This window comes from Stenotrophomonas sp. 2619, from assembly GCF_040548725.1.
GTDB classification, from domain to species: Bacteria; Pseudomonadota; Gammaproteobacteria; order Xanthomonadales; family Xanthomonadaceae; genus Stenotrophomonas; species Stenotrophomonas maltophilia_AP.
Map to the genome: position 1 here is coordinate 187763 of NZ_JBEPSF010000004.1, position 26347 is coordinate 214109.

A 26347-nucleotide genomic window follows, 5' to 3' on the forward strand; every position below is an offset into this window, starting at 1 on the left:
CCGTGCAGCCACGCATGGCATGGCTCTACCGCGTTGCCTAGCCGATCACCCGCTTGAACGGCGGCAACGCGTCGATGATGCGTTTGCCGTAGCGGCGGGTCAGCAGGCGCGAATCGAGGATGATCACGCGGCCGGTGTCGGTGGACGTGCGGATCAGGCGGCCGGAGAACTGGGTCAGCGTGCGTAGCGCGTGCGGGATCGCGATCAGGTTGAAGGCATTGAGGCCGCGACTTTCGAACCACTCGCTCAGCGTGGAGGTCTGCGGGTCGGTGGGCACCGCGAACGGTACCTGGGTGATCACCACCGTGGTACAGGCCTCGCCGGGCAGGTCCAGGCCTTCGCCGAACGAGTTCAGCCCGAACAGCACCGAGCCCTCGCCGGCCGCGGTGCGCCGCAGGTGTTCATCGATCATCTTCTGCTTGGCGCCCTCGCCCTGCACCAGCATCAGCTTGCGCTGCGCGGCGGGCATCAGCTCGGCCACCTTTTCCATCTTCCAGCGCGAGGTGAACAGCACGATGCTGCCCTTGCCCCAATCCAGTTCCTTGACCAGGTACTTGGCCACTTCCTTGGGATGGCGCTCGCGGTCGTCCGGGGTGACCGGGAACGCAGGCACGATCAGCTGGGCCTGGTTGGGCAGGTCGAAGGGCGAGGCCAGCGACACCATCTCGGCTTCGGCCGGAATGCCGTTGTCGATCGCCAGCGACTGGAAATCGCCGCCGCCGGTGAGCGTGGCCGAGGTCATCACCACCGAATCCACTTCGTCCCACAGCAGCTTGCGCAGGACGTGCGCGGCCGAGACCGGCGACCCGTGCAGGATCAGGTCGCCGTCGCGCGACAGGGTGATCCAGCGCGCCATCGGCGGCTGGCCTTCCTTGTCTTCGCGACGCCAGGCCGTCCACAGGTTGTGCTGCTGCTCGATCATCTCCAGCGCCATGCCCAGGTTGCGCTGCAGGCGTTCGCGGGCGGCGTCCTCGGGCTTGCCCTTGGCCACCTGGGCCAGCGCGGCATGGGCCCAGTTGAACAGGCTGCGGGTGTCGTCGGCGATGGCCTCGATGTCGGCCATCCAGATCTCCGGCAGGCGCCCGTTCGGGGCGCGCCACATCGGCTCCTGGGCGGCCGGGTCCGGGCGCCAGCTGCGGTCGATGACGTCGCGGAACGCCTTGAGCTGCTTGCTGACCTTGGCCGCGGCCTCGATGGCCTCGTTGGGCAGCAGGTTGCCCAGCTTGTCCTTGTCCACCGCGCGGTAGGAGGCGGCGATCAGCACCTGCAGGCGGCCGGTACGCTTGGCCATCTCGTCCAGCGCCAGGCTGGCCGCGCCCTGGTCGATGGCCACGCTGCCGATATGGTGGCCTTCGTCGAGCACCAGCAGCATGTCCGAAGGCGGGGCGATCAGCGGCTGGCCGTTGTCGCTTTCACCGATGGACAGCGCCGACAACAACAGCGCGTGGTTGGTGACCACGATCTGCGCTTCGCGCACGGTGTTGCGTGAGCGCAGCACCGCGCACTGCGCCGAATAGGCGCACTTGCGCCCGGCGCAGCCGGAGGCCGGGGTGGTGATGCGCGAGCGCAGCGTGTTGCTGATGGTCTCCGGGGCATTGTCGAGGTCGCCATTCCAGCGCCCTTCCAGGAAGTCCTTGCTCAGCTTCTGCGCCAGGTCCATCTCGATCGGCGCCAACGGCCGGTCGAACAGCGGTTGCTCGTCCTCGAACATGCCCTCCTGGGCGCCATCGCCATGCGCTTCGGCGGCATTGCGCGTGCACAGGTAGCGGGTGCGCCCCTTGGCCAGGGCCACCGTGGCCTCGATGCCGGTGGCCTTGAGGAAGTTGGGGATGTCGCGCTCGAACAGCTGCGACTGCAGGGCCACCGTACCGGTGCTGATCACCAGCTTCTTTTTGGTGGCCAGCGCGATCGGCACGCCAGCGGTGAGGTAGCCCAGCGACTTGCCCACGCCGGTAGGAGCTTCGACCACGCCGACGCCGCCGCTGTGCGACAGCGCACGCGAGACCACGCCGATCATCTGGCTCTGCGAACGCCGGGTGCTGAAGCCGGGGGTGTTGGCCTGCAGCTTGGCGTAGGCATCGCGGATGGCGGCCTTCATGTCGTCGTTCAACGCACGCGGGGCTTCAACTTTTTCGGTCACGCCAAGAGCTACCTGCCTGGATCACGGCGGGTATTTTCTCACGAGCGGAGGGTCGGGACCGGCGCGGATTTCCGCGCCGGTTCAGATCCGGGATGCAGGTCCGGTGCCGGAGCAACCGGGGACACGCATGGCCGGGACCTCAGCGCCGACGCAGCGCGGCCAGCAGGGCCCAGACCAGCACGATCAGCCCGCCGCTCTGTGCCAGGTACAGCGACTCCACGGCGTCCGAACTGCCGGAAAGCAGGGCCAGCAGGATCCGCACGATGTCCAGCGCCGCGCCGCCCAACAGCAACGCGGCACCGACCAGACCGATGCGCCCGCCGCCGCACCGTACGAACGGCCGCAACGTCACCAGCAGCAGCACCGCCACCCCCAGCACAGTGACGTGCTGCAGCAGCTGCGCTATATGCATGGGCCCCACCATCATCAGACCGGACAGCGACAGCGGCGAACTCATGCGCCTTCTCCTGCAGAGCCTGCCAGCGCCTGCCGCAGTGCCCTGCCAAGCAGCACCACGGCTGCGGCAAGCAACAGCGTCCGGGCCCAGCCGAAGGCGCCCAGCAACAGACCCAGCGACACCTCACGGCTGATGAAGGACATCAGCATGACCAGCGAGGCATCCCACAGCACCCCCACTGCGGGAGCCAGCAGCAGCGCGCCCGCCGCCCATAGGCCAAGGCGTCGCCCCGGCTGCGCGGGCCGCCGCAACAGCAGCACCAGCGCCACCAGACCCAGCACCGGCATCAGCACCCCCGGCCTGGCCAGCAACAGCACGCCCTGCAGTACCAGCCCCCACAGCACGCCCATATCAGACAGCGTCATCGGTCCACCTCCTTGTGTGTGAATTCCTTTGCTGCAAACCCCGCAGCACGTCGGGCCGGAACGCCGGCCCGATCCTCAGCCGGCGGCCGCCGCCACATGGCGGGCGCGCAGCGTGCGGGTCAGCGCCCACACCAGCAGCACCACGCCCAGCGCCTCGAGCAGGCCCAGCACGAAATGACCCACGCCCAGCCACATCGACAGGCTCCGGATTGACTCGTAGTTGCCCTGCTGCACCAGCCAGATCGGCACCAGGTTCAACAGCAGCCCGGCCACGGTCGCCACGGCCAGCAGGATCAGCGACCACAAGGCCACGTCACGCACGGTGGTGCGCGGGGTGTCGATGACCCAGACCACCGAGATGGCCAGGGCAATCAGGATCGGCAGGCGCGTGGCGGTCATGCCCAGCACGGAATTCAGCAGCTCCATGTTCATCGGCTCAGTCCTCGCCGGCCAACGCGTGCTCGGCGCGCAGTTCGGCGTACACCGGGTCGGTCTGCGGGCGCACCGCATGCCACTGCAGGAAGCTCTCGGCGGCCTGCTCGACCAGCATGCCCAGGCCGTCCACCACGTTGCGGCAGCCAGCCGACCGCGCCCACGCGGTGAAGCCGATGGCGGCCTCGCCGTAGTTGAGGTCCACCGCGGTGGTCATGCTGTTGACCAGCCCCAGCGGCAGGGTGAATTCATTGGCGCGGTCGCGCCCGGCCGAGGTGGCGTTGACGATCAGTTCGAAGTCGCCCAGCTCGCGGATGTCTTCCCAGTAGCGGGTGATGGCGCGGCCGGGTTCGCCCATGGCGTCGATCAGCGCATCGGCGCGCTCGGGGGTGCGGTTGACCACCACCAGTTCCAGGATGCCGGCATCCAGCAGCGCCGGGGCAACGCTGCGCGCCGATCCGCCGGCGCCGATCAGCAGGGTGCGGCGACCGCGCAGGTCCAGGCCGTGGCGGTCGGTGAGGTCACGCACCAGGCCGATGCCATCGGTGGTGTCGCCATGCCAGCGGTCGCCCTTGCGCAGCAGCGTGTTGACCGCGCCCGCCCGGCGCGCGCGCGAGGTCAGCGTGGTGCACAGCGCGAACGCTGCTTCCTTGTGCGGGGCGGTGATGTTGGCGCCCACGCCGCCTTCGGCCGCGAAGGTCTCCAGTGCGGCGGCGAATGCGTCCGGGCTGGCCTCGATGGCGCGGTAGTCCAGCGCGATGCCTTCCTGGCGGCCGAACGCGGCGTGGATGCGTGGCGACTGCGAGTGGGCGATGGGCTGGCCAAATACGGCGTAACGATCGGCGGTCATGGGTGTGTCTGCTCCGGGCCTAGAATGGAACGCAAACCCCCAACGGAAGCGGCTATGCGCACTCCATTGTCACTGCTCGCGCTGTGCGCCAGTTTACTCTCCACGCCGCAGGCGATGGCGCTTTCCGAATTCGGCATCGAGGGCATGGGCGTGGTGTCGACCAAGGCCAACGAGGCCCAGGCCACCATCGCCCCGGACGGCCAGCGCATCGTGTGGGCCTCCGAGCGCGCCGGCGGTGCCGGCGGCTGGGACCTGTGGCAGGCGGTGCTGCGCGACGGACGCTGGCAGGACCCCACGCCGCTGGCGTTCAACACCGGCAGCGATGACACCGACCCCTACTTCAGCCACGACGGGCGCTGGCTGTACTTCGCCTCCAACCGCAACGGCGGGCGCGGCGGGTTCGACCTGTACAGCGTGGCGGTGCACCGCGACGGCAGCTTCGGGCCGGTGATGGCGCTGCCGGTCACGATCAACACCGCCGCCGACGAGCGCCGCCCGGCGCTGCGCCCGGATGGCCAGGCGCTGCTGTTCGCGCGCAATGGCACCGGCACCCAAGGCGGCTTCGACCTGTACCTGGCGGCCGTGCAGGACAAGGGGTTCGGCACCGTGGCCGCGCTGCCGGCGCCGCTCAACAGTGGCGCCGACGAGCTGGGCGGCGCATGGCTGGGCAACGACGGCGCGCTGGCCCTCACCCGGGTCAGCGGCGGGCATGCGCAGGTGTGGGTGGTGGGCTGCGACTACCGCCAGCCGGCCACGCCGCTGGTGCTGTCGTTCAACACGGCCGACGGCCAGACCGGCGCACCGGTGGTGGATGCCGCCAAGCCGACCGAGCTGGTGGTGGCCGGCATGGCCCGCGCACCGCGCGCGGGCGGGCTGGACCTGTACCGGATGAAGGCACCGGCCGCACCGGGCGGTGCGTGCCGGTGAGGGGAATCGATGCGGTCAGCGCGCCGACAGCAACGCGGCGCGCTGCCGTTCGTACTCCGCTTCGCTGATGTCGCCGTGGTCCTTGCGCTGGTTCAACGCGGCCAGCTGCGCCTGCAGTTCGGGCGACAGCTGCGCCTCACGCGCCACCCGGGCGGCGGCGGACGGCTGTTCCGGCGGGCGCTTGGCCGCGCGCAGCACGCCGCGGATGACCAGCCCGATCACCGCCGCGAACAACACCACCCCGGTGCCCCAGGTCACCCATTGGACCCATCCCATCGTCTGCATCGTCATCGTCCTGTCGGCGTAGTGGCGCGTATTGTCAGCGTTCGCGCAGCCAACGCGCCACCTGCGGGGCGAAATAGGTCAGCACGCCATCGGCACCGGCGCGCTTGAAACCGATCAGCGACTCCAGCACGCAGGCGCGCTCGTCCAGCCAGCCGTTGGCGAAGGCGGCCTTCATCATCGCGTACTCGCCACTGACCTGGTAGGCGAAGGTCGGCACGCCGAACTGCTGCTTCACCCGGCGCACCAGGTCCAGGTACGGCATGCCCGGCTTGACCATCACCATGTCCGCGCCCTCTTCCAGGTCCAGCGCGATTTCGCGCATGGCCTCGTCGCCGTTGGCCGGGTCCATCTGGTAGGTCTTCTTGTCGGCCTTGCCCAGGCTGGCCGAGCTGCCCACCGCATCGCGGAACGGGCCGTAGAACGCCGAGGCGTACTTGGCCGAGTAGGCCATGATGCGCACGTTGACATGGTCATCGGCATCCAGCGCGCGGCGGATGGCGCCAATGCGGCCGTCCATCATGTCCGACGGCGAAATGATGTCCACGCCGGCGGCGGCGTGCGACAGCGACTGCTTCACCAGCGCGGCGACGGTGATGTCGTTGAGCACGTAGCCCTTGTCGTCGATGATGCCGTCCTGGCCGTGGGTGGTGTACGGGTCCAGCGCCACGTCGGTCATCACCCCCAGCTCGGGGAAGCGCGACTTCAGCGCGCGGATGGCGCGCTGCGCCAGGCCGTTCTCGTCCCACGCGGCGGCCGCGTCCAGCGACTTGCCGGACGGGTCGATCACCGGGAACAGGTCGATCACCGGAATGCCCAGCTCCAGTGCCTCTTCGGCCACTTTGAGCAGTTCGTCGATGGACAGGCGCTCCACGCCCGGCATGGACGCCACCGGCGCGCGACCGGCCAGCTCATGCACGAACACCGGGTAGATCAGGTCGTCGGTGGTGAGCGTGTTCTCGCGCATCAGGCGGCGCGAGAACTCGTCGTGGCGCATGCGGCGGGGGCGATAGTCGGGGTGGGCCATGGGGATGCTCCGTAACGGAATTCGGGGGGCGCGGCAGGATTACTGCAGCAGGTAACGATGCGGTTGCAGCGGCGCGGGCAGCGGGTCCACGCCGAGGCTGTCGAGCAGGTCGATTTCGATGGTGCGCACCAGCGCATCCAGCGGCAGGTCGTTGGGCTCCAGCCCGAACGGCTCTTCCATTTCCTCGCCCAGCTGGTCCAGCCCGAAGAAGGCGTAGGCCAGCACCGCCGACACCACCGGGGTGGCCCAGCCCAGCGAACTGGCCAGGCCGAACGGCAGCAGCACGCAGAACATCCACGCGCAGCGGTGAAGGAGCAGGGTGTAGGCGAACGGCAGCGGGGTGGACAGAATCCGCTCGCAACCGGCCTGGATGCTGGACATCGCGTGCAGGCGGGTCTCGAACTGGGCGTACAGGATCGGGTCGAGGCGGCCGGCACGCAGCGGCTCGGCCAGGTCGGCGGCGATCATCGCCAGCAGCTGGTCGGGGGCGTTCAGGCGCGCGCCGAAGCGGGCGTGGTCGTCCTCGGCCACCCAGGGCAGCGCGGCCAACGCGGCGTCACGCCCGCGCAGCTTGGCCGCCAGCGCATGGGCGAAACCGATGCCGAGCCGGCAGATGCGGTCGCGGCGCGGCGCATCGTCAGCCAGCAGGGCGCTGCACAGCCGGGCCAGGCTGCGCGATTCGTAGACCAGCTGGCCCCACAGCTTGCGGCCTTCCCACCAGCGCTCGAAACAGGCGTTGTTGCGGAAGCTCAGGAAGATCGACAGCACCAGGCCCAGCAGGGTGAACGGCGCCACCGAGACGCGCTCGATGCCCGGCGGGTGCCAGACCTCGGCGAAGGCGGCCACGGCAATGGCCAGCAACAGGATCGCCAGCACCTTGGGCGCCACCGCCGGAACGATGGAGCCGCGCAGGATGTACAGCAATTGCCAGCCGTGGGGGCGGGGACGAATGATCATCGAATGCGGAATTGGCGCCTGGACAGGCGTGGGCCAGTGGCGCAAACGCCCCGGCAGCCGCTGATTGTACGCCCCTGCATGCGGGCGCCCGCCCGCTGCGACCGATGGTCGCAGCCCGGGCCGCGTCCGCCGGGTCGGCTCAGATGATGCCGCCGCCCAGGCCCAGGCGGACGATCCCCACCACCACCACGATGCCGTTCAGCACCAGCCCGGCCCAGGCCCGGCCCCGCTTGCTGGGGTGGGTGAACAGGATGCCCAGCGCGGCAATGACCGCGCCCACCGCCGCGAACGGGATCAGGAACCAGTTGCCCCAGCCCAGCAGGGGAATCAGGGCCAGCACCATCCACAGCAGGGCCAGGATGCCCCACAACAGACTGATCAATCCCATGCCAGGCTCCTTGAATGACGGTGGCGCCACCATAGCCCAGATCCGGGCCGGCAGTGCCGAACCTGACGCGTTCATCGGCGCCTCCGTGCCGGCCATCGCCGCGGTGTCATGGCGATCACCTGCACGGTGCTAGCGTAGGCCTCAGGACGTTGGCACCGATTCAGTAGCCAGCGTCGATGATCGCGCCACGGGCCACAGGTCCCTACCGAACAGGGGTGATGCATGAACATTCGATCGATTGCCGTACTCGGCGTGCTGCTGGCCGTGGCCGGCTGCGCCAGTACCTCCAAGGTGATGCTGGGCCAGGCGCGTGCGCCGGTGGACCCGGCCAGCGTGCAGATCTATTCGACCCCGCCCGCGGGCTCGGTGGAAATCGCCCAGCTGGAATCGTCCAGCGCGGTCGGTTTCGGCACCCAGGGCCAGACCGATGCGGCGGTGATGCGACTCAAGCGTGAGGCGGCCGCCCTGGGCGCCAATGGCGTGATCCTGATGGGCGTGGGCTCCAGCGGCTCGCCGGTGGGCATGTCAGTGGGTGGCGGCAGCTACGGCTCGCACGTGGGCGGTGGGGTCGGCATCGGTATTCCGACCACGCAGAAGCGCGCGGCCGGCGTGGCGATCTGGGTACCCAACCCGGCCGCACCCACGGCACCGGCGCGCCTGCCGACGCAGACGATCACGCCGACCCGGTAACACGCACGGCGGCAAGCCACGACCGTGGGTCGTGGCTCCGCGCCGGGACACCGACCCACGGTCGGTGTTCTACCGGTGGGGTCACTCAACCGGTCAGCGTTTCGCAGGTGCCTTGTACTTCGGCACGAACACCTCGTTGACCGCCTGTGCCAGCTGGTCCGGCGGCAGCAGACCCTGGTCGAGCAGGAAGTTGTTGAAGGCCAGCCGGTCGAAGCGCTTGCCCAGCGCCAGTTCGGTCTGCATGCGCAGTTCCAGGATCCGGGTGTAGCCGTAGAAGTAGCTGCCGGCCTGGCCGGGCATGCGCACCATGTAGCGGTCCAGTTCCTGGGTGGCCATCGCCTTGGACAGCCCGACCTCGTCGATCAGCACGCGCTCGGCATTGGCACGGTCGATCAGGCCCAGGTTGAGCATCGGGTCGAGCATGGCGCGCGCCGCACGCAGCAGGCGGAACTGCAGCGCGATCAGCTGCCCGTCCAGCGGCTCGTACGGCACCATTTCCGCTTCGGCGTACAGCGCCCAGCCTTCGACGTTGACCGAGTTGAACGCGAACATCGTGCGCGCCAGCGAGATGCCGCGTTCGACCATCGCGGTGAACTGCAGCTCGTGGCCGGGGCGGCCTTCATGTGCGCTGAGCGTCCAGGCCGCCGAACCGAAGTTGAAGTCGTCGTACTGCGCGGCCTTGTCGCCCGCGGCCGGGTTGCCCAGCGGCAGTACGAAGGTGCCCTGCTGGCCGGTGTTGCCCACCAGCGGCGCCGGCAGGAAGTGCGGGGCCGGCGAAGCGGCGCTTTCGGCAGCCGAGCCCAGGCGCATCTGCATCGGGCGCTGCGGCACGTCGACGATCTTCTCGCGGCGGATGATCGGGTCGATCGCATCGATCACGCCGCGGTAGTGGTGCTCCAGCTGGTCATCGGCGATCTTGTCGCCCTTCAGCGAGCGCACCACCGCCACCGGATCGGTGGGGTCGGTTACCTTCAGGCCCTTGGCCTGCACCACCAGCGGCGACAGCTGGCGCATCGCCGAGCGGGTTTCCATGAATTCCAGCTGCGCACGCTGCATCAGCACCGCCGGGGCGATGTCGATGCCCACGCGCTTGAGCTGGTAGGCATACAGCGGCTCGGGCAGGCGCGCATCGGCACGGGCCTTGGGCAGCACGTCCTTGCGGGTCCAGTCGCGGTACTCGCGCAGCTGGGCGGCGAGCGTCTTCAGCGTCTCGTCGGCGCCGGCCACCTTGTATTTGCCGAACAGCTGCTCGATGCCGGTGATGTAGGTGTCCACGTTGGCCAGCGACTGCTCGACCTCGATCTTTGTCGGTTGCAGCAGACCCTTGTCGGCCAGGCGCTCTTCATAGCGCTGGCGCGACAGCGTGGTCACCGGCTGGGTGCCGGGGGCCAGGCCGGCGTAGGCCTTCAGGCGATCGAGCGCCTTGGCGCGACGCTCGGCCGATACCTGGTCGGAGAGCAGCATGTTGATGCCGCTGAACACCGTCTGCGGCGTGTCGGTCCACGGCAGCAGGTACTTCTCGTTGAGCTCGCTGCCTTCGATGTTCTGGCTGGCCGCCGCGATCATGATCGCCAGGTCCTGGCGCACGTTCGGGTCGCGCTCGGTGGCCAGCTTGGCCTGCAGCTCGGTACGCGCCTTGGCCATGGCCGCACGGTAGCGCGCGCCGTTGTCCGGGCCGAAATCGGCCACCTTGTCGTCGTAGCCGGGCACGCCGAAGAAGCCGGTTTCCTCCGGCTGGAACGGGCCCTGCGCATCCAGCAGGATCTGCGCCAGCTGGTTGCTGCGGGTGACCCAGGCCGGGCTGGACGGCGCCTTGGCGGCAGCCGGGGCGGCAGCATGCACGGGCGGCGCGGACAGCGCGGCGGGGACGGAAAGGGCCAACGCAACGGCAAGGACAAGCGGCTTCATGCACGACTCCCGGGAAACGGATGCCTGCGACCCTACCCGGTCAGGGCGGTACCGACAATCGGCCAAGGGTCATGGTGCGCGCACCGCCTGGCACCCGTGTCCGGCCTGCTGCCGCCGACCCGCGGCCGGCACTGCACTCACAGCATCGCGGTGAGGGGGCAGTCGCCGCGCGCGCGGCACTCGCGCAGCGCACATTCCTGCGCCGCCTCGGCGTCGTCCAGTGCGGTCAGGTCGATCGGCTCGGCCTGCCCGGCAAGCACATACAGCATCGGGTAATCCCATTCCCCCTGCTGGCGCGTGGCCTGCAGGAACATCCGGGCGTTGCCGCGCGGGCCACTCAAGTGCACCAGGAACTGGCTGTGGCCACCGCCACCCGGCATCGAGCGCATGCCGCCGGCGGGCAGGAACCCATCTTCGATGGGCTCACCCAGTACCGCCACCAGTTCCACGCTGCAGCGCGCGCGGCGCATGGCTTCCTGGTAGGGCTCGCTGCTGCGGCTCCACTGCGCCCATTGGGTGACGGCCAGCCACACCACGGCCGACGCCGCCGCACTGGCCGTCAGTACCGCCAATGGCATGGCCCAGCGCCAATGCCGGCGCCACCATCCGGAGCCGGCACGGCGTGCCCCGGGAAGCGGGGGTGGCTGGTTCATCGGCGTCCTCCTTGTCATGCCGGTGATGCGGGGGGTACCGCGATGGTTACGGCGCCAGGCAGCGTCCCAGGAAGTCCTCGGCCAGGCGGTAGCGGTGCAGCGCGTTGCTGCCCGACAGACCGTGCTTGGCGCCCGGGTAGGTCATCAGTTCGAACGGCTGCCCGCGCTTCTGCAAGGCACTCATCAGTGCGGTGGAATTGGTGAACAGCACGTTGTCGTCGGCCATGCCATGGATCAGCAGCAGGCGCGAGCGCAGGCCGTCGATGTGGGCCAGCACGCGCGCCTCTTCATAGCCCTTCGGATTGTTGCCCGGCAGGTTCATGTAGCGCTCGGTGTAGTGGCTGTCGTACAGGCCCCAATCGGTGACCGGCGCGCCGGCCACGCCGCAGGCGTAGGTGTCCGACGCCTTGGCCAGCAGCATCAGGGTCATGTAGCCGCCGTTGGACCAGCCCTGCACGCCGATGCGCGCCGGGTCCACCCACGGCTGCTGCTTCAGCCAGGCCACGCCGCGCAGCTGGTCGGCCACTTCCACCGTGCCCTGCACGCCATACAGCGCGCCGCCGAAATCGCGGCCGCGACGCGGGGTGCCGCGGTTGTCCAGCGAGAACACCACATAGCCCTGCTGGGCCAGGTACTGGTTGAACAGGTGGTCGCCGCGGCCGGGCCAGCTGTTGGTGACGGTCTGGCTGGCGGGCCCGCCGTACACATACACCGCCACCGGATAGCGCTTGGCCGGGTCGAAACCGGCCGGCTTGATCAGGCTGTAGTGCAGTTCGGTGCGGTTGTCGGCGGCCTTCAGGGTGCCGAACTCGACCGGGCGCTGCGCGTCCAGGTAACGCGCATACGGGTGCTGCGGATCGGCCAGGTTGTTCTCCACCAGCGTGGCGATCTTCGTGCCATCGGCACGGTGCAGCGAAATCTGCGGCGGGGTGGTGGTGTTGGACCAGCTGTCCACATACACGCTGGCATTGCGCGCGAAGCTGGCGCTGTGCATGCCCGGTGCCTGCGACAGGCGTTGCGGCGCGCCGCCCTGCAGCGACACCGCGTAGATCTGGCTTTCGCGCGGCGACTCGACCCCGGCCCGGAAGTAGACCTTGCCGGCTGCTTCGTCCACCGCCAGCAGTTCGTCCACCGGCCAGTTGCCCTGGGTGAGCGCGGTAACGGTCTTGCCGTCCTCGGAGATGCGGTACAGATGCTCGAAACCGCTGCGCTCGGACGACCACACGAAGCCGCCCTGGGTGAGGAAACGCAGGCTGCTGTGCAGCGGCACCCAGGTCCTGGAGGTTTCGGTGACCAGCGTGTGCTGCTTGCCACTGGCCAGGTCGGCCTGGATCAGCTCGAGATGCTTCTGGTCGCGCGACTGGCGCTGGAAGGTCAGCCGTTGCGGATCGCGCCAGTCCACGCGTGCCAGGTAGATGTCGGGGTCGCGGCCCAGGTCGACCCAGCGCGGCGCGGCATCGGCCTTGGGGGCAATCACCGCCAGCGTCACGGTGACGTTGTGGTCGCCGGCGGCGGGGTAGCGCTGTTCAATCATTTCGGTGCGGTCGGCGTACATTTCGTAGCGCTTCTGCACCGGCACCGGGCTTTCGTCGATACGCGCGAAGGCGATCGCCGAATCGTCCGGGGCCCACCAGTAGCCGGTGTGGCGGTCCATCTCCTCATCGGCGACGAACTCGGCCACGCCGTTGCCGATGGTGTCGCTGCCATCGCGGGTCAGCTGGATCTGCTTGCCGCTGGCCAGATCGATCACCCACAGGTTGCGCGCGCGCACGAAGCTGACAAAGCCGCCTTTCGGCGACAGCTTGGCGTCGGTGGCAAAGCCCTCCCCGTGGGTGAGCTGGCGCACTGCGGCCGCGCCTTGCTTGGACAGGTCATACAGATACAGCTCGCCGCCCAGCGGGAACAGCAGGGTGTGGGCGTCGGGCGACCACTGGTAATCGACAATGCCGGTCATCGCGGCGATGCGCTGGCGCTCGCGGCGGGCCTTCTCTTCATCGCTGAGGGTTTCGGTGCCGGGCAGCACCACCTTGGAGTCCACCAGCAGCCGGGTCTGGCCGCTGGCGATATCGAAGCTCCACAGGTCCAGCTGGTTGCGGTCGTCCTGCTTGCCGCGCAGGAAACTCACCTGCGAGCCGTCCGGGGCCACCTTGGGTTTCATCAGGGTGGGGCCGGACAACGGCAGCGGACCGGTGATGGCCTCCAGGGTCAGTTTTTCAGCGTGGGCCATGGTGGTCGAAGCGAGCATGAGGGCGAGCGAGGCAAACAGGTGGCGCATGAAGGGTTCCGGCAAGCGACAGGTCCGCCGCCCTGCGAAGGCAGGGGGCGGTCAGCCCCCATCCTAACCAAGGCAGTGCGGGAAGGCAGCATGACCTTCTACCCGGGCGTGGACGGCGACCTTGCTGGGTTGGCGCCGGCGCAAGGGCAGCCGGGCAGAGCCCGGCGTTGGACGCGCCCCGCGTAGAGCGGGGCTCTGCCCCGCTGCCTTGGGCATCGGTGGCACCGTGCAGCCGGGCAGAGCCCGGCGCTACGGGCTGGGACGCGACCCGCGCAGAGCGGGGCTCTGCCCCGCTGCCTTGGGCATCGGTGGCACGGTGCAGCCGGGCAGAGCCCGGCGCTACGGGCCGGGACGCGACCTGCGTAGAGCGGGGCTCTGCCCCGCTGCCTTGGGCTTCGGCGGTACCGTGCAGCCGGGCAGAGCCCGGCGCCACGGGCTGGGACGCGATCCGCGCAGAGCGGGGCTCTGCCCCGCTGCCTTGGGGCTTCGGCGGCACCCGTGCAGCCGGGCAGAGCCCGGCGCTACCGGCGGCTTCAGCGCTGGCCGAACAGGTGCTTGCGCTCTTCCTCGCTGAGCGGCTTGCCGGCATCGGGGTTCACCTGCTGGCGCAGCGCATAGGCGCGCTGGGTAGCCGGGCGTGCGGCGATCGCCTCGTGCCAGCGCTTGAGGTGCGGGAAGGCGGCAAAGTCCACGGGCAGCTTGTCGTACGCGCCAATCCACGGGTAGCTGGCCATGTCGGCGATGCTGTACTCCGCGCCGCCCAGGTAGGCGCTGTCGGCCAGGCGCTTGTCCATCACCCCGTGCAGGCGGCGCACCTCGTTGTTGTAGCGCTCGATGGCATAGGGGATCTGCTCGGGCGCGTACACGTTGAAATGGCCCATCTGCCCGCTCATCGGGCCCAGCCCGGCCATCTGCCAGAACAGCCACTCCAGCACCGCCACGCGGCCGCGGCTGTCGGCGGGCAGAAAACGACCGGTCTTCTCGGCCAGGTACAGCAGGATCGCACCGGATTCGAACACGCTCTGCGGCGCGCCGCCATCGGCAGGCTGGTGGTCGACCAGCGCGGGCATCTTGTTGTTGGGCGAGATGGCCAGGAACTCGGGCTTGAACTGGTCGCCGGCGCCGATGTTGACCGGCTTGATCTGGTACGGCAGGCCCAGCTCTTCCAGCAGCAGCGTGACTTTGTGGCCATTGGGGGTGGGCCAGTAATACAGATCGATCATGGCGACAGCACTCGCGGATGAGGAACACCGAGTCTAGTGCGTCAGTTGGGTGGCAGGGTCACGGCGGACCCGTTACCCTGCCGCGTCTCCCGCAACGCAGCATTCCAGCATGAGCCCCACTCCCCGGCCCATCAGCCCCCTGTCCTCCCTGATCTTCGCCTCGCGCTGGCTGCAGCTGCCGCTGTACCTGGGCCTGATACTGGCCCAATGCGTCTACGTATTCCTGTTCGGCAAGGAGCTGTGGCACCTGCTGCACAAGGCCAACGCCATGGGCGAGCAGGAAATCATGCTGCTGGTGCTGGGCCTGATCGACGTGGTGATGATCTCCAACCTGCTGGTGATGGTCATCGTGGGCGGCTATGAAACCTTCGTCTCGCGTCTGCGCCTGGAGAACCACCCCGACCAGCCGGAGTGGCTCAGCCACGTCAACGCGAGCGTGCTGAAGGTGAAGCTGGCGCTGTCGATCATCGGCATCTCCTCGATCCACCTGCTCAAGACCTTCATCGCCTCGGGCACCCTGGACGCCCTGCCGCTGTGCGACAGCGAGGCCTACCTGAATGCCGTGGCGGCGACCGGCCAGATCATCAAGTGCGCCAGCATGACCTCCACCGGCGTGATGTGGCAGACCATCATCCATTGCGCCTTCATCCTGTCGGCGATCGGCATCGCCTACACCGACAAGCTGATGAGCGGCACGCCCAGCAAGACCCTGTCGCACTGACACTTGCCCGGCGGCGCCGGCATCGGTCACGATGCCGGCCTGCCCTCGCCGTCCGGCCCCTGGCCGGCCGGGGTGATGCTAGATTGCACACCTGCAGTACCGCCGTGGACGCCGGGAAACGTCCATCGGCCTCGGCCAGCCTGACCGCATCGGGCCTTACGTACCGTCGTATTCAAAGGGGAGTTGGATGTCGCACGTCAACACGATTGCCTCGCTGCGCCTGCTGGCGCCATTGGCCCTGCTGGTGGCCCTGGCCGCCTGTTCGGGCAAGGACGAACCGGCGCCGGCCGCACCTGCCGCCGCACCCGCCGCCGCCCCGGCCGCGGCGCCTGCCGTGTCGGCCAAGGTGCAGTCGATGGGCACCGAGGAACTGCGCGACCTGGCCAGCAAGGCCCTGCGCGAGAACCGCATGTACGCCCCGGCGGGCGACAACGCCATCGAGTACTACCTGGCCCTGCGCGACAAGACCCCGGATGACGCCTCGGTCAAGAGCGCGCTCACCGACCTGCTGCCCTACACCCTGATCGCCGCCGAACAGAGCCTGGGCCGCGAGGACTTCGCCGAGGCGCAGCGGCTGGTCGCGCTGATCGAGAAGGTCGATGCCACCGCACCGGCCCTGCCGCGCCTGAAGCAGGGCATCAGCGGCGGCATGCAGACCGCCCTCAAGCGGACCCAGGAAGAGACCGACAAGGTCAAGAAGGACGCCGAGAACCGCACCAAGCAGCTGGCCGACCAGCAGCGCCTGGCCCAGCAGCAGGCGGCCGAGGCCGAAGCGGCACGCACCATTGCCGCCCAGCAGGATGCCGCGCGCCGCGACGGCGAGCGCCAGGATGCCGAGCGCCAGGCGAGCGCCCGCCGCGAGGCCGAGCAGCGCCAGCAGACCGCGGCCGCCCAGCAGGCCGCCGCGGCCCGCCAGGCCGCCGCCCCGGCGGCGGCGGCACCAAGCCTGCGCCCGGTCAGCACCCCGGCCCCGCGTTACCCGGCCGAAGCGCTGCGCTCGGGCACGTCCGGCGAAGTGCTGGTGGAAATCACCGTCGGCACCGACGGCTCGGTCACCAACGCCCGCGTGCTGCGCGCCACGCCGTCGCGCGTGTTCGATCGCGAGGCGCTCAACGCGGTCAAGCGCTGGAAGTTCGAACCGGTCGGCGCACCGGTGACCACGCGGCGCACCTTGGCGTTCGCGCCGGGCGGTTGATCGCCGCCTCACCGTAGTGACGAAAAGGCCCGGAGCGATCCGGGCCTTTTTTGTATCCAGGACCTGCGTTCAATCAGGTCCCGCCGTGCTGGGTCCCGCAGTACCAACAGGTCGAACAGGAGCGTAGGCAGCAGCGCCAGCAGATCGCAAACGTCCGCTTCTCTCGCTGCCGGAACGGCATGGCGACACTGGCCTTGTGCAAAGAGAAAATGGCGCGTTGGTCGTGGTCCTGCATAACGGAAAGCACGTCTTTGACACGCATTTTTCGAATGGGATGCGCTTTGGCGACATGAATGCCGCTACCTACCGCCACATTATTTTTTCCAGATACCGCTTACGTGCACGCTCATAGATGGCCGGATCGCTGGCGAACTCGGCCATGAAGCGCGGCTCCGGGAGGGCGAATGGATCGTCGGCTGCGATGGCGCACTCTGCTTCGATCTCGGGCGGAAACACCGGCGACCGGCACGTCTTGAAGGTAAGCCAGCGACTGAGGGTCAGTGCGCCATAGAAGGGGAAAAGAAGGTTGTGCCGAAATGGGAATAGGTTGGTGCCCATCATCAGACACACCAGCATCCAGTGATTGCGGAAGGTGGGCAGTGTGGAGAGCGTAATGACGCGATCCAGCGGGTCGTCGAAACACGTTTCCGGACCCTCCTGCATGTACCGACAGATCAACGCCCATTGTTCCCGGATGTCCTGATCATGATCCCAGAAATGGCCGATGGTGAAGGTCTGCTGCACCTGGCGGTTGCGATCAAGCAGGTGGCAGCGAAGGTCGCGCAGATTGGGGTCCTGGCCGCCACGGCCGATGTGGAAGAAGGCGAAGGGCGACCCCCAGGGCACCACCACGACGCCGCCCGGGCCGTTGTGACGGAAGAAGTAGATCTTGCGGGTGATGCGGTTGAAGCGGACGGGGTAATGGGTGTAGCTAAACATATCCTTGCGCAGGTAGACGAACCAGATCAATCCGATCATGCCCGCTCCAGCAACTACGATCGACAATACGGAGAAGGCGCTGTCTGAAAGTCCGCCACGCATCCCAGAAGCCTTGGCGATGAGGGCCGATACGCCAAACACCGTCACGCAGGCAAGAGCAAGTGATAGCAGCGTGGCCATCATGCCCTTGATCTTGAACGTCCTGTCTACGCATTCAATGAATACTGAGTTAAAGCGAACAAGGCTCATCGCATCATCTGCAGGAGTGTCGACTGAGGCGCTATGTTTCAGTTCGCCATCAAATTCTTCTCCGGTGAGGTCTCGCTCAACTTTGAACGGAGGCTGCCAGCCTGTCAGCATCTCAAAGCACTCTCAATGCTTGCATGGCTTTTGATTGGTCCATCCAACTATCGAAGGCGCCACTCTCGTTGTTTCCAAAGTGCATAGCCTTATCGAGCCAACGCTCAACTTCGTTCGGCACCATCCATGCAACCACTACGGTTAGTAGCGCTGCAAAGATCGTGAGCAGAATGGCTAATGGAATAGCAGATCCGATTATGAAGAGAAATGCGCCAGCCGCACCGGCGATTCCGGCAATCATCATGCTCGTGCCATAGACTTTGCTCAATGGGTAGTCGCGGTAGCCTTGATAGAACGTGAGGGCCCCGATCACTATGCCCGCCAAACCACTCATCCAACGACCACCTCCCCCTAGCAGTTCAGCTCTTTTGCTGGCGTTGAACATCCATCGCCCCATTGGCTCAGCCAAGGTCTTCGAGAACCAGGGCAGCTTCGCGCCCACCTCACCTAGAAGAATTGCCGAGTCTCCAATCAGCACCGCTACGCCTGCCGCGAAGTTGGCCTGTAGAAGACCCCGCTCCTCTACGGGGGCCTTTTTGATCTGCTGGTTCAAGTGCCCAAGGCTGGCCGACATCATGACCAACGCCGCGATGCCATACCCATAGGAGCTGCGATGTAGTCCAGACACTGTGCTACGCATCGCGTCATGCAGGTCCACTACGCTCAATGTGCGTTGCAGATGTCCCTGAATCGCCGCCCCGGGGATCACCGCCTTGGCATTGAGTGCCTTGAACAGCTTCAGTTGATCGGCGTCCACAAATGCCACCATGCCAAACTTGAACCGGGCGCCATCCATCGTCGCGTTGGCGGCTTCGAGGGCTGCGGACGCGGCCACACTGGCCTGCTGCGCCGCGTTCAAACCAGCCCGCGATGCCAAGGTCATGGCCAAGGCTTTGCGCGCGCGTTTTGGCGTGGTGTGGCCGGTCAGATCCATCAGCTGGGTGTGAGGCGATCCCGACTGCGCCATGGCGGCCAATAGCCCCATCTGCCAGCGCGCAGGCAGGCGACCCACGTCTGCAGCGACCATACGGCCAATTTCGTCGCCCACCATTCGCGTCACTGGACCTGAAAGGTGCTCCAGCAGACGCGCTGAACCTTGATACATGCCGGCAGTCTTGCCCGCCGTCGGATGGTCCAGCAGGCCCTTGAACGCATTGGACAGCCCATTGGCCGCCAGCAGCCAGTCGCGCGCCCCCGGTGCGGTGGACGTCTTTGCCAGCACCTGTTTCCAATCGCTGATCAGCGCGTCCTGGTTCCATACCTGCGCGCGCAGAATAATGGACTCGGGATCCAGTGGATCGCCGTTCTCCAACTGCTCCAACACGTACGCGAACACTTTGCCGCGCGAGGTAGCGTCCTGCAGCATGGCAGTCACCGCCTCTTGATACAGAATCCCCGACGTGGTGTCGGTTCTGTCGAAGTTGCGGACCATATGCTGCTTGAAGGCCGCTGCCGATAACCAGGCAATATACGCATCGTCCAGTGCGGCGATGTGCTTCTGGTAGAACCGCTCCTGCTCGGCCAGGTACGTATTCTTCAGCCAACGCGCATACGCGTTCCCGCCGCGCAGGTGCTTGCGGTATTTCTTCCAGGACTCTCTGCCCAGCCTGAGCACCTCGTCTTCGTCCTCCACTGCGAACATGTCGTCGGTCCAAAGTGGCAACGATCTGCTCAGCTCCCGCGCGGTAGCCCGTCCACCCAACACGCCGACGACTCCCCTTCCCACCATGGCGGTGTTGCGTTTGAGGTGCACTTCATCCTCGATCGCGCCGTGATGAATGGCTTCGCGCAGGGCCGTGATGGCCGCTGCGGACTGACGCTTCTCTGCCCGCTCCGGTTCGTTCTCCCATTCCAGCAAGCGCGTCACCGCCAACTGGTTGAGGTCGGCGATGATGCCCACCGGGTCGTCCAGTGCTACGAGCACCGGGGTCACCGCCAACGGATGGTCCGGGACGCTCTGGCGTGCAGCCAGCCGTGCCTGGGCGCGCAGCAGGTCGAGCTGATGCTGGGCGTACTGCACTCGGCCGCTCAGGCTGTGTGCCAGTGCATGCGCGCCGGGGAGCACGTCCATGCGGGGTAGGTTGGTGGCGTCTGGCGTTTTGGGCAGGGTCGAATAAGTGTCGACAAGATGGAATTCCGCCACCTGATCCAGTGCCTGGTACAAGCTGGCCATGTGCGGTTGCGGGCTGCCACTGTCGACCCAGCTGGCCATGTCGATGCGGCGCATGCTGCGCTGGCGGTACGCGGCATCCTGATGGCGGCGCCACACGTTGGGTGTCCACGGTGCCGTACTGTACGCCAGCCACAGTGTGGTCCCCCACTTCGCATCGGGCAGGACGACGCACTTGCTCATCATCGCGCTGCCATGCCGCGAGCAGGTAGCCGGTGCGTCATCGTTCTGCGGCGGCGGGGAGGTGTCACGGATGTCGAAGGACGACAGATCGCCGTGCTCATTGACCTGCCAGGCCAGCCACTCGTCGCGCGTCTCATTGAACCCGTACACGTAGCCGCCGCGCAGCAGCCGCAGCGTGTACTGCGCATCGGATGCCGGCAGCGCGACGTCCTGTACGCCCACGCCGAAAGGGGCCTGCAAGGGCGGTGCCCGCCTACGGACTTCGGCGTCGGTGCGGGCCACGGCATAGCGCGCCAGCAGGATGGGAAAGCCGAACGTGACGCAGTTGGGGCAGTAGTCGGCAGCGGAGTCGCTCATGCCGCCACCGCAGCTGCAGTTGCGCCAGACTCCAGCCGGCTGGCCATCGCATAGGACATCCCTTCGCCACGCAGACGCGCCAGACGCGCAGCCACATCGGGCCGATGCCGAAACCCGGGTCCGTGTTGCAGGCGCTGCCGCGCGTACAGGGACAGGTCCCTGACGTCTTCCAGACCGGCATCGCGCGCTTCCAGTACGCCCTCCATCAGCGCGCGCAGCGTGCTGCTGGCCGCAGTAGCAGGGGCATCGACCAGATCGCGCAGGCACGCATTGATAACGCCCATCTGCTCAAGGCCCTGCCACTGGTCCGGCTGCAGCAGCAGACCGAACGGCGCGTGCGCGTCAGGCCGGTGATGGGTGCGCCAGGTGCCGCCCAGCGGCTCGTGCCAGGTCCACGCATGCACCGGCCCCATCACCTCGGCCATCTGCGCCGGGGTCAACAACCAGCGCAGATGGCGGAATACGCGGGGATCGTGCACGCGAAACCATACGCGGCCTTTGCCGGGCCGCCACAAGCCCATCAGATGCCGCAGGTGACCTCGCAGGCCCGATGCGTCGTTGCAGGCCAACAACGTGCAGAACAAGGGGCGTCCGCGTTCACGCAGATGGCGCTCGGCGCGATCCAGCACGTCCAACCGCCGTTCCCAGGACAATGTATCCAGCGCCACCAGCAGCGGCGGTTGGCGCAGGCACCCCTTCAGCTCCGCCGGCTCCAGCGGCTCGGCGGGGAGATCGGCGAAGCAGGCGGCCGCCACCTGGGTGGGGTCGATGATGGCGTGGGTCTGCGCGAGGAAGCTGCGATGGCCCATGTCGATAGGCGCGTTGACGTGCGTGTCCAGGTCCATTGGAACTCTGCATCGGTGGATACAGGCAGGCTACGAGCGACACGGGGTGTAGCGAAGAGCCGGAACCGACAATGCATCGCGGGCTTCACAGTTTTTCTATTTCGATTTGTGGATGGCTCGAGAGCTTCCATTTGAAATGCCTATCCATGGCACGGGCGTCCTACGCTCCGCAGCGCTGCGAAGGGTCCGTGCGCGCGGACACGCTGCATGCTGGACGCGAGCGGCAGGCACCGCCGCGCCGACAAAGCAGTCAGCGGTGCTGCTCCACCAACTGCCGCAACGCGGCATCCTTCGGCACCAGCACATCGAACAGGCCCAAGGCGTGCAGGCCGGGCAGCAGCGCCAGCAGGTCACGTTCGGCGGCATGGCGCGCCGCGGCATCCTGATCGGCATCGAGCAGGATCGTCGCGTTGGCCAGGAACGCGCCGACACTGCCCTTGCGCACGGTGATGCCGGCGCGCTGCACATGGTCGTGGTCATCCGGCAACAGGTCTTCAGGTCGCATCGCGGCGCACTCCAACGGGGGGACGGCCAGTATCGAACCACCGCGGCGGCGGTTCTGTCGTATAACTGCCAACAGATATGGAAGATCCGACACACTCCGCCCTGCTCGACCCTGCGATGGCCGATGACCCCGCCGGCCCGGTGCTGTTCGCTACCCGCAGCGTCCCGCGTGGCGGCAAGGCCGGTCCACGGCGCACACCGCGCCACCAGCATGCGCGCGGGCAACTGCTGGGCGCCGACAGCGGCCTGATGCAGATCGACGTGGGGGCTACGCACTGGCTGTTGCCAGCCGGCCACCTGGCCTGGATTCCGCCTGACCTGCCGCACGCGTTGCTGGCGCCACAGGGCTTTGTGGGGTGGAGCCTGTATTTCAACGCCGCCGCGAGCGCGCTGCTGCCCCACCAGCCCCGAATCCTGGCACCGGGGCCGCTGCTGCAGGCCGCCATCGCGCGCGCGCAACAGTGGCCGCCCGGTCCGTTGGGCGCTGCCCAGCGACGTCTTGCAGGGGTGATCGTGGATGAGATCGCCACCCACCCGGCGTTGCCGCTGGCCATGGCACACCCGCAGGATCGACGGCTCCGACGTGTGGCCAGCGCGTTCGCCGCCCATCCCGAGGACAACCGCAGCGTCGAGCACTGGGCCGCGCTCGCCGGCCTGTCCAGCCGTACGCTCACCCGCCAATGGCAGCGCGACACCGGCATGGGGCTGTCGCGTTGGCGGCAACGGCTACGGGTGCTGCATGCGCTGCCCCGGCTGGCGGCAGGTGACACGGTCACGGCGACCGCGCTGGCACTGGGGTATGAGACCACCAGCGCGTTCATCGCGGTATTCAAACGCGAACTGGGCGATACACCGGCGCGGTACGCGCGGGATGCACGCGGATGAGAGCAGCCGCCGAGGGGACAGCCACGCATGGCGTGGCTCTACCTTGTGGGGAGCGAAGCAGAAAGGGGGCGATGGTGCACTCGCCATCGCCCCGGTGTGCTCAACCCGAAATCGCCAACCGCTCCTGGTGGTAACGGCGCACCGCCGCATACCACAGCACCGCGGCAAGGCCGAAGCCGGCGGCCAGGTAGACGGCCCACATCTGCATGCTGATCGCCTCGTGGCGGATGATCTTCAGCAGCATCTGGTTCTGCGCCAGGAACGGCACCGCGAACTGCCACAGCTCGCTCTTCAGCGGATACACCATCAGCGCGTAGCCGGGCAGCATCGGCAGCAGCATCAGCCAGGTCATGTGGCTCTGGGCTTCTTTCATGCTCTTGGCCGCCGCCGACAGGAAGGTCAGCAGCGAGGTGCCGATGAACAGCATTGGCAGCATGATCAGCAGCATCTGCGCCATCGGCAGGAAGCCCATGTTGAGTTGCCGCCCGGCCCCGCTGCTGGACAGCTGCGCACTCAGCTTGAACGCAAGCAGGGTGAGCAGCAGCGACGCCATGCCGACCACGCAGGCGGCGACGATCTTGCCGCTGACGATCGCGCTGCGCGACGCCGGGGTGGCCAGCAACGGCTCCAGCGACTGGCGCTCACGCTCACCGGCGGTAGTGTCCATCACCAGGTAGGCACCGCCCAGGAACGAGGTGATGGTGAGCAGCACCGGCAGCAGGAACGACAGCACCTGGCCACGTTTGGCTTCGGCCGTGGCCAGGTCCTGGGTGGCCAGATCCAGCGGCCGCGCGACCTGGGCATCCACGCCACGGGCAAGCAGGCGCAGTGCGCCCACCTGCTGGTTGTAGCCGGCCAATGCGGTCTGCAGGCGCATGCTGGGGATGTCGGCGGCGCGGCGGGTGCTGTCCTTGACGATCTCCACCAGTGCCGGGCGGCCTTCGGCCCAGTCCTTGCCGAAGTCCGGGCTGATCCGCAGCGCGACGTCGATCTGCTGGTCGCGGATGGCGGCGGTCAGGTCCTTGGGCGCATCCACCGCATTGAGCCCCTGCGCGGCCAGGAAACGCACCAGGTTGGGGGCGTTCTCGCGGCCGATGGTGGCGATGTCCAGCGGTTTGTCGATCTGGGTCTTGACCCGGCTTTCGGCCAGCTTGCCCATGCCCAGGATCAGGATGGGGTATAGCAGCGGGCCCAGCAGCAGGGTCAGCGCGAGCGTGCGACGGTCGCGGGAAAGATCGCGCAGTTCCTTGCGCATCACGGTCAACAACGTGCTCAACGAACTCATGCGTGCAATCCTTCTTCCGAACCGATCACCTTGACGAAGGCATCTTCCAGGTTGTCTTCCCCGGTCTGTGCACGCAGCTCATCGGCGCTGCCGGCCGCCATGACCGTGCCGTGGGCAATGATCACGATGCGATCGCACAGCGCGGCCACCTCCTGCATGATGTGGCTGGAAAAGATCACGCAGCGACCTTCGTCGCGCAGGCCACGCAGGAAGCCACGCAGCGCGCGCGTGGTCATCACGTCCAGGCCGTTGGTGGGTTCATCCAGGATCACGTTGCGCGGGTCGTGCACCAGCGCGCGGGCGATGGCGGTCTTGGTCCGCTGGCCCTGCGAGAAGCCGTCGGTCTGGCGGTCCAGGATGTCCTCCATGTCCAGCGCCTGCGACAGCACCTGGGTACGTTCGCGGATCTGCGCGGCGCTCATGCCGTGCAGCTGGCCGAAGTAGGCGATGTTCTCGCGGGCGGTCAGGCGCTTGTATACGCCGCGCGCGTCGGGCAGCACGCCCAGCCGGCGGCGTACCGCGACCGCATCGCTGGCCGCGTCGATGCCGTCCACCAGCACCTTGCCCTGATCCGGCGTCATCAGCGTGTACAGCATGCGCATGGTGGTGGTCTTGCCGGCGCCGTTGGGGCCGAGCAGGCCGGTGATCTGGCCGTCTTCGGCCTGGAAGCCGACGTTCTCCACCGCCTTGATCAGGCCGGTCTTGGTCTTGAAGGCTTTATGCAGATTCTCGGCGACGATCATGGTGCCCATCCGTTGAACGAGGTGAAGGCCGGCACCGGGCTCAGCGAGTCCAGGCAGGTGGCGTCAAGCGATTTGGCGTCTGCCTTGTCCATGAACTGGCCCAGCAGGCGCGGCATGCAGCCGGCGTTGAGGGTGCCGTGGCCCTGGCCCTTGGCGATCAGGTGACGGCCATTGGGCAGGGTCTTGAGCACCTGCTCGGCGTAGCGCGGCGGGGTGACCGGATCGAACTGGCCCGACAGCAGCAGCACCGGCAGATCGCTCTTCAATGGCGCGGTGAAATCCTTCGGGCGCGTGCCGACCTTCCAGCCCGGGCAGGCGGCGAAGAACATGCGCGCCACTTCGGGGCCAAGCAGGCGATCGCTGGCTGCCGGCTCCTGGTAGCGGTCGGCATCCTCGGCGCAGATGACCGACCACTGCATGCCACGATTCATCTGCACGCCCAGGCTGCGGCCGGCCATCCTGCTCAGCGACATCAGCGGGGCGTAGCGCGCATGCGCGGCCTCGTCGAGCACCACCGGCAGCAGCGAGGACAGCTCGGGCATGTAGGAGAACATGAACGCCAGGCCGGTGACCGAGTCGGACGTCAGCACATCGCGCTTGGTCTCGGCGGTGCCCGGGTCGCGGTATTCCACCTCGACCGGTGCCTTGGCCAGCGTGGCCATCACATTCTTGAGCTGGGTACGCGTATCGACTGGAAAGCGCTTGGCGCAGACCGGATCCTTGCGGCACTGCTCGGCCTGCAGGTCGATGGCGGCCTCGAAGGTGTCGGCGAAATCACCGCCCACCACCACGTCGTTCGGGGCCACCCCGTCGATCACCACCGCACGCGTGTGCTGCGGGTAGTGCGCGGCGTACTGCTGGGCCACGCGGGTGCCGTACGAGCCGCCGATCAGGTTGATCTTGTCCACGCCCAGCGCCGCACGCACGGTGTCGATGTCGGCGATGGCCTGGGTCGTGGTGTAGAAGCGGGTGTCGGCGCGGCTGGCCAGCGACGCGGCGCACTGGGCGGCGAACTCGGCAATGGCCTGCGTGGTCGGGGCGATGCTGTCGTCCAGCGCCATTTCCTTGCCGTCCGCCCCCAGGCAGGTGAGCGGGTTGGATTTGCCGGTGCCGCGCTGGTCGACCAGGATGATGTCGCGTTGTTTGCGCACTTCGCGCAACGCCACGTTGATCACCGCCGCCACTTCGGTCGCCGCCTGGCCCGGCCCACCGGCCAGGAAGAACACCGGGTCGCCCTTGCCCTCGCCTTCGTTGCTGGTATCCAGCCAGGCGATGTTCAAGCCGATCTTGCGCCCATCCGGCGCGGCCGGGTTCTCGGCCACCTGCAGGGTGGCGCACTGCGCTTCCACGTTGTCGCTGGCCTGGGTGCTGGTCAGCGTGCACGGCTTGAACGTCAGGTGTCCGTACTGGCGTTGCGCCGCTTCCGGGGTGGCCTCCGGGGTGGCCTGGCAGGCGGCCAGCAGCAGCAAGGCTGCACCGGTCGCCAAGGGACGGCAGGAAACTCGCATGTTCGATCGCATCCTGGATTGAAGGGTCTCAGCATGCCATGACGAAGGGGCGCGCTGGATGTGACCCGTGCAGCGCCG

25 protein-coding genes are annotated in these 26347 nt (G+C 67.6%); 5 read left to right on the top strand and 20 right to left on the bottom strand.

All coding sequences use genetic code 11. From position 1 onward, the window contains the following. Positions 1–37: 37 nt before the first annotated feature. The 5 genes from dinG to aroE form a co-directional block, all read right to left on the bottom strand. The gene (dinG, locus tag ABIA71_RS06225; RefSeq protein ID WP_128098228.1) at positions 38–2098 is read right to left on the bottom strand and encodes an ATP-dependent DNA helicase DinG; all 2061 of its coding nucleotides are present in this window, start codon (positions 2096–2098) and stop codon (positions 38–40) included. 181 nt (positions 2099–2279) lie between these two features. Beyond that, the gene (locus ABIA71_RS06230; RefSeq protein WP_354283990.1) at positions 2280–2597 is read right to left on the bottom strand and encodes a hypothetical protein; all 318 of its coding nucleotides are present in this window, start codon (positions 2595–2597) and stop codon (positions 2280–2282) included. Then, complete coding sequence (locus tag ABIA71_RS06235) at positions 2594–2962, bottom strand: hypothetical protein (protein ID WP_354283992.1); 369 nt, start codon at positions 2960–2962, stop codon at positions 2594–2596. Before ABIA71_RS06235 ends, ABIA71_RS06230 begins: the two co-directional genes overlap by 4 nt. A 75-nt stretch (positions 2963–3037) precedes the next feature. After that, on the bottom strand, positions 3038–3394 hold the full coding sequence (locus ABIA71_RS06240; protein ID WP_354283993.1) for a hypothetical protein: 357 nt from the start codon (positions 3392–3394) through the stop codon (positions 3038–3040). 4 nt (positions 3395–3398) lie between these two features. After that, positions 3399–4244: a shikimate dehydrogenase gene (gene aroE, locus ABIA71_RS06245; RefSeq protein ID WP_354283995.1), complete on the bottom strand. Its 846-nt coding sequence runs from the start codon at positions 4242–4244 to the stop codon at positions 3399–3401. Positions 4245–4298: 54 nt separating this feature from the next. Here aroE and ABIA71_RS06250 point away from each other — a divergent pair, with 54 nt between their 5' ends. Beyond that, positions 4299–5171: a TolB family protein gene (locus ABIA71_RS06250; RefSeq protein WP_354283997.1), complete on the top strand. Its 873-nt coding sequence runs from the start codon at positions 4299–4301 to the stop codon at positions 5169–5171. Between the two features lie 15 nt (positions 5172–5186). Here ABIA71_RS06250 and ABIA71_RS06255 read toward each other — a convergent pair whose 3' ends face one another. The 4 genes from ABIA71_RS06255 to ABIA71_RS06270 form a co-directional block, all read right to left on the bottom strand. Next, positions 5187–5456, bottom strand: coding sequence for an SHOCT domain-containing protein (locus tag ABIA71_RS06255; RefSeq protein ID WP_354283999.1), 270 nt, complete (start codon positions 5454–5456; stop codon positions 5187–5189). A 34-nt stretch (positions 5457–5490) separates the two neighbouring features. Beyond that, positions 5491–6480, bottom strand: a complete 990-nt coding sequence (hemB, locus tag ABIA71_RS06260; RefSeq protein WP_354284001.1) for a porphobilinogen synthase — start codon at positions 6478–6480, stop codon at positions 5491–5493. A gap of 39 nt (positions 6481–6519) precedes the next feature. Further along, positions 6520–7437, bottom strand: coding sequence for a bestrophin family protein (locus tag ABIA71_RS06265; protein ID WP_354284003.1), 918 nt, complete (start codon positions 7435–7437; stop codon positions 6520–6522). Between the two features lie 139 nt (positions 7438–7576). Continuing rightward, entirely contained in the window at positions 7577–7825 is a 249-nt protein-coding gene (locus tag ABIA71_RS06270) for a hypothetical protein (protein ID WP_038685632.1), read from the bottom strand. A gap of 222 nt (positions 7826–8047) precedes the next feature. On the opposite strand from ABIA71_RS06270, the gene ABIA71_RS06275 reads away from it, so the two are divergent. After that, on the top strand, positions 8048–8515 hold the full coding sequence (locus tag ABIA71_RS06275; protein ID WP_038685630.1) for a hypothetical protein: 468 nt from the start codon (positions 8048–8050) through the stop codon (positions 8513–8515). A 93-nt stretch (positions 8516–8608) separates the two neighbouring features. Here ABIA71_RS06275 and ABIA71_RS06280 read toward each other — a convergent pair whose 3' ends face one another. The 4 genes from ABIA71_RS06280 to ABIA71_RS06295 form a co-directional block, all read right to left on the bottom strand. Further along, positions 8609–10423, bottom strand: a complete 1815-nt coding sequence (locus ABIA71_RS06280) for a DUF885 domain-containing protein (protein WP_354284005.1) — start codon at positions 10421–10423, stop codon at positions 8609–8611. A 137-nt stretch (positions 10424–10560) separates the two neighbouring features. Continuing rightward, a complete protein-coding gene (locus ABIA71_RS06285) occupies positions 10561–11076 on the bottom strand; it encodes a cytochrome c oxidase assembly factor Coa1 family protein (RefSeq protein WP_354284007.1) in 516 nt (171 codons plus the stop codon). A 46-nt stretch (positions 11077–11122) separates the two neighbouring features. Continuing rightward, positions 11123–13351 (bottom strand): S9 family peptidase, encoded by a 2229-nt coding sequence (locus ABIA71_RS06290; protein ID WP_354284009.1) that lies wholly within the window; start codon positions 13349–13351, stop codon positions 11123–11125. Between the two features lie 533 nt (positions 13352–13884). After that, positions 13885–14574: a glutathione S-transferase N-terminal domain-containing protein gene (locus ABIA71_RS06295; protein ID WP_354284011.1), complete on the bottom strand. Its 690-nt coding sequence runs from the start codon at positions 14572–14574 to the stop codon at positions 13885–13887. 109 nt (positions 14575–14683) lie between these two features. Between ABIA71_RS06295 and ABIA71_RS06300 the strand changes: the two genes are divergently transcribed. Then, complete coding sequence (locus tag ABIA71_RS06300) at positions 14684–15295, top strand: TIGR00645 family protein (protein WP_128095277.1); 612 nt, start codon at positions 14684–14686, stop codon at positions 15293–15295. 187 nt (positions 15296–15482) lie between these two features. Then, entirely contained in the window at positions 15483–16490 is a 1008-nt protein-coding gene (locus tag ABIA71_RS06305) for an energy transducer TonB (RefSeq protein ID WP_354284013.1), read from the top strand. Positions 16491–16793: 303 nt separating this feature from the next. Here ABIA71_RS06305 and ABIA71_RS06310 read toward each other — a convergent pair whose 3' ends face one another. The 4 genes from ABIA71_RS06310 to ABIA71_RS06325 form a co-directional block, all read right to left on the bottom strand. Next, positions 16794–17789, bottom strand: coding sequence for a DUF6708 domain-containing protein (locus ABIA71_RS06310; RefSeq protein WP_354284015.1), 996 nt, complete (start codon positions 17787–17789; stop codon positions 16794–16796). Position 17790: 1 nt separating this feature from the next. Then, positions 17791–20499 (bottom strand): T6SS effector BTH_I2691 family protein, encoded by a 2709-nt coding sequence (locus tag ABIA71_RS06315; RefSeq protein WP_354284017.1) that lies wholly within the window; start codon positions 20497–20499, stop codon positions 17791–17793. Next, a complete protein-coding gene (locus ABIA71_RS06320; protein ID WP_354284019.1) occupies positions 20496–21344 on the bottom strand; it encodes a DUF4123 domain-containing protein in 849 nt (282 codons plus the stop codon). The genes ABIA71_RS06315 and ABIA71_RS06320 overlap by 4 nt, the downstream gene beginning before the upstream one ends. 250 nt (positions 21345–21594) lie before the next feature. Further along, a complete protein-coding gene (locus ABIA71_RS06325; RefSeq protein WP_354284021.1) occupies positions 21595–21849 on the bottom strand; it encodes a hypothetical protein in 255 nt (84 codons plus the stop codon). A gap of 77 nt (positions 21850–21926) precedes the next feature. Between ABIA71_RS06325 and ABIA71_RS06330 the strand changes: the two genes are divergently transcribed. Next, positions 21927–22733: an AraC family transcriptional regulator gene (locus tag ABIA71_RS06330; protein WP_354284023.1), complete on the top strand. Its 807-nt coding sequence runs from the start codon at positions 21927–21929 to the stop codon at positions 22731–22733. Positions 22734–22833: 100 nt separating this feature from the next. Here ABIA71_RS06330 and ABIA71_RS06335 read toward each other — a convergent pair whose 3' ends face one another. The 3 genes from ABIA71_RS06335 to ABIA71_RS06345 are packed head-to-tail and all read right to left on the bottom strand — an operon-like array spanning position 22834 to position 26269. Further along, entirely contained in the window at positions 22834–24018 is a 1185-nt protein-coding gene (locus tag ABIA71_RS06335; protein ID WP_502961165.1) for an ABC transporter permease, read from the bottom strand. Further along, on the bottom strand, positions 24015–24761 hold the full coding sequence (locus tag ABIA71_RS06340) for an ABC transporter ATP-binding protein (protein ID WP_354284025.1): 747 nt from the start codon (positions 24759–24761) through the stop codon (positions 24015–24017). Before ABIA71_RS06340 ends, ABIA71_RS06335 begins: the two co-directional genes overlap by 4 nt. Further along, on the bottom strand, positions 24758–26269 hold the full coding sequence (locus ABIA71_RS06345; protein WP_354284027.1) for an alpha/beta hydrolase: 1512 nt from the start codon (positions 26267–26269) through the stop codon (positions 24758–24760). The genes ABIA71_RS06340 and ABIA71_RS06345 overlap by 4 nt, the downstream gene beginning before the upstream one ends. Positions 26270–26347 lie beyond the last annotated feature (78 nt).

Coding starts and splice junctions, on each gene's coding strand:
- ABIA71_RS06275 (WP_038685630.1), top strand. CDS start 8,048: ATGAACATTCGATCGATTGCCGTACTCGGCGTGCTGCTGGCCGTGGCC.
- ABIA71_RS06330 (WP_354284023.1), top strand. CDS start 21,927: ATGGAAGATCCGACACACTCCGCCCTGCTCGACCCTGCGATGGCCGAT.
- ABIA71_RS06255 (WP_354283999.1), bottom strand. CDS start 5,456: ATGCAGACGATGGGATGGGTCCAATGGGTGACCTGGGGCACCGGGGTG.
- ABIA71_RS06300 (WP_128095277.1), top strand. CDS start 14,684: ATGAGCCCCACTCCCCGGCCCATCAGCCCCCTGTCCTCCCTGATCTTC.
- ABIA71_RS06345 (WP_354284027.1), bottom strand. CDS start 26,269: ATGCGAGTTTCCTGCCGTCCCTTGGCGACCGGTGCAGCCTTGCTGCTG.
- ABIA71_RS06265 (WP_354284003.1), bottom strand. CDS start 7,437: ATGATCATTCGTCCCCGCCCCCACGGCTGGCAATTGCTGTACATCCTG.
- ABIA71_RS06335 (WP_502961165.1), bottom strand. CDS start 24,018: ATGAGTTCGTTGAGCACGTTGTTGACCGTGATGCGCAAGGAACTGCGC.
- ABIA71_RS06290 (WP_354284009.1), bottom strand. CDS start 13,351: ATGCGCCACCTGTTTGCCTCGCTCGCCCTCATGCTCGCTTCGACCACC.
- ABIA71_RS06320 (WP_354284019.1), bottom strand. CDS start 21,344: ATGGACCTGGACACGCACGTCAACGCGCCTATCGACATGGGCCATCGC.
- ABIA71_RS06340 (WP_354284025.1), bottom strand. CDS start 24,761: ATGATCGTCGCCGAGAATCTGCATAAAGCCTTCAAGACCAAGACCGGC.
- ABIA71_RS06230 (WP_354283990.1), bottom strand. CDS start 2,597: ATGAGTTCGCCGCTGTCGCTGTCCGGTCTGATGATGGTGGGGCCCATG.
- ABIA71_RS06250 (WP_354283997.1), top strand. CDS start 4,299: ATGCGCACTCCATTGTCACTGCTCGCGCTGTGCGCCAGTTTACTCTCC.
- ABIA71_RS06235 (WP_354283992.1), bottom strand. CDS start 2,962: ATGACGCTGTCTGATATGGGCGTGCTGTGGGGGCTGGTACTGCAGGGC.
- ABIA71_RS06240 (WP_354283993.1), bottom strand. CDS start 3,394: ATGAACATGGAGCTGCTGAATTCCGTGCTGGGCATGACCGCCACGCGC.
- ABIA71_RS06285 (WP_354284007.1), bottom strand. CDS start 11,076: ATGAACCAGCCACCCCCGCTTCCCGGGGCACGCCGTGCCGGCTCCGGA.
- hemB (WP_354284001.1), bottom strand. CDS start 6,480: ATGGCCCACCCCGACTATCGCCCCCGCCGCATGCGCCACGACGAGTTC.
- ABIA71_RS06315 (WP_354284017.1), bottom strand. CDS start 20,499: ATGAGCGACTCCGCTGCCGACTACTGCCCCAACTGCGTCACGTTCGGC.
- ABIA71_RS06270 (WP_038685632.1), bottom strand. CDS start 7,825: ATGGGATTGATCAGTCTGTTGTGGGGCATCCTGGCCCTGCTGTGGATG.
- aroE (WP_354283995.1), bottom strand. CDS start 4,244: ATGACCGCCGATCGTTACGCCGTATTTGGCCAGCCCATCGCCCACTCG.
- ABIA71_RS06305 (WP_354284013.1), top strand. CDS start 15,483: ATGTCGCACGTCAACACGATTGCCTCGCTGCGCCTGCTGGCGCCATTG.
- ABIA71_RS06325 (WP_354284021.1), bottom strand. CDS start 21,849: ATGCGACCTGAAGACCTGTTGCCGGATGACCACGACCATGTGCAGCGC.
- dinG (WP_128098228.1), bottom strand. CDS start 2,098: ATGAAGGCCGCCATCCGCGATGCCTACGCCAAGCTGCAGGCCAACACC.
- ABIA71_RS06310 (WP_354284015.1), bottom strand. CDS start 17,789: ATGCTGACAGGCTGGCAGCCTCCGTTCAAAGTTGAGCGAGACCTCACC.
- ABIA71_RS06280 (WP_354284005.1), bottom strand. CDS start 10,423: ATGAAGCCGCTTGTCCTTGCCGTTGCGTTGGCCCTTTCCGTCCCCGCC.
- ABIA71_RS06295 (WP_354284011.1), bottom strand. CDS start 14,574: ATGATCGATCTGTATTACTGGCCCACCCCCAATGGCCACAAAGTCACG.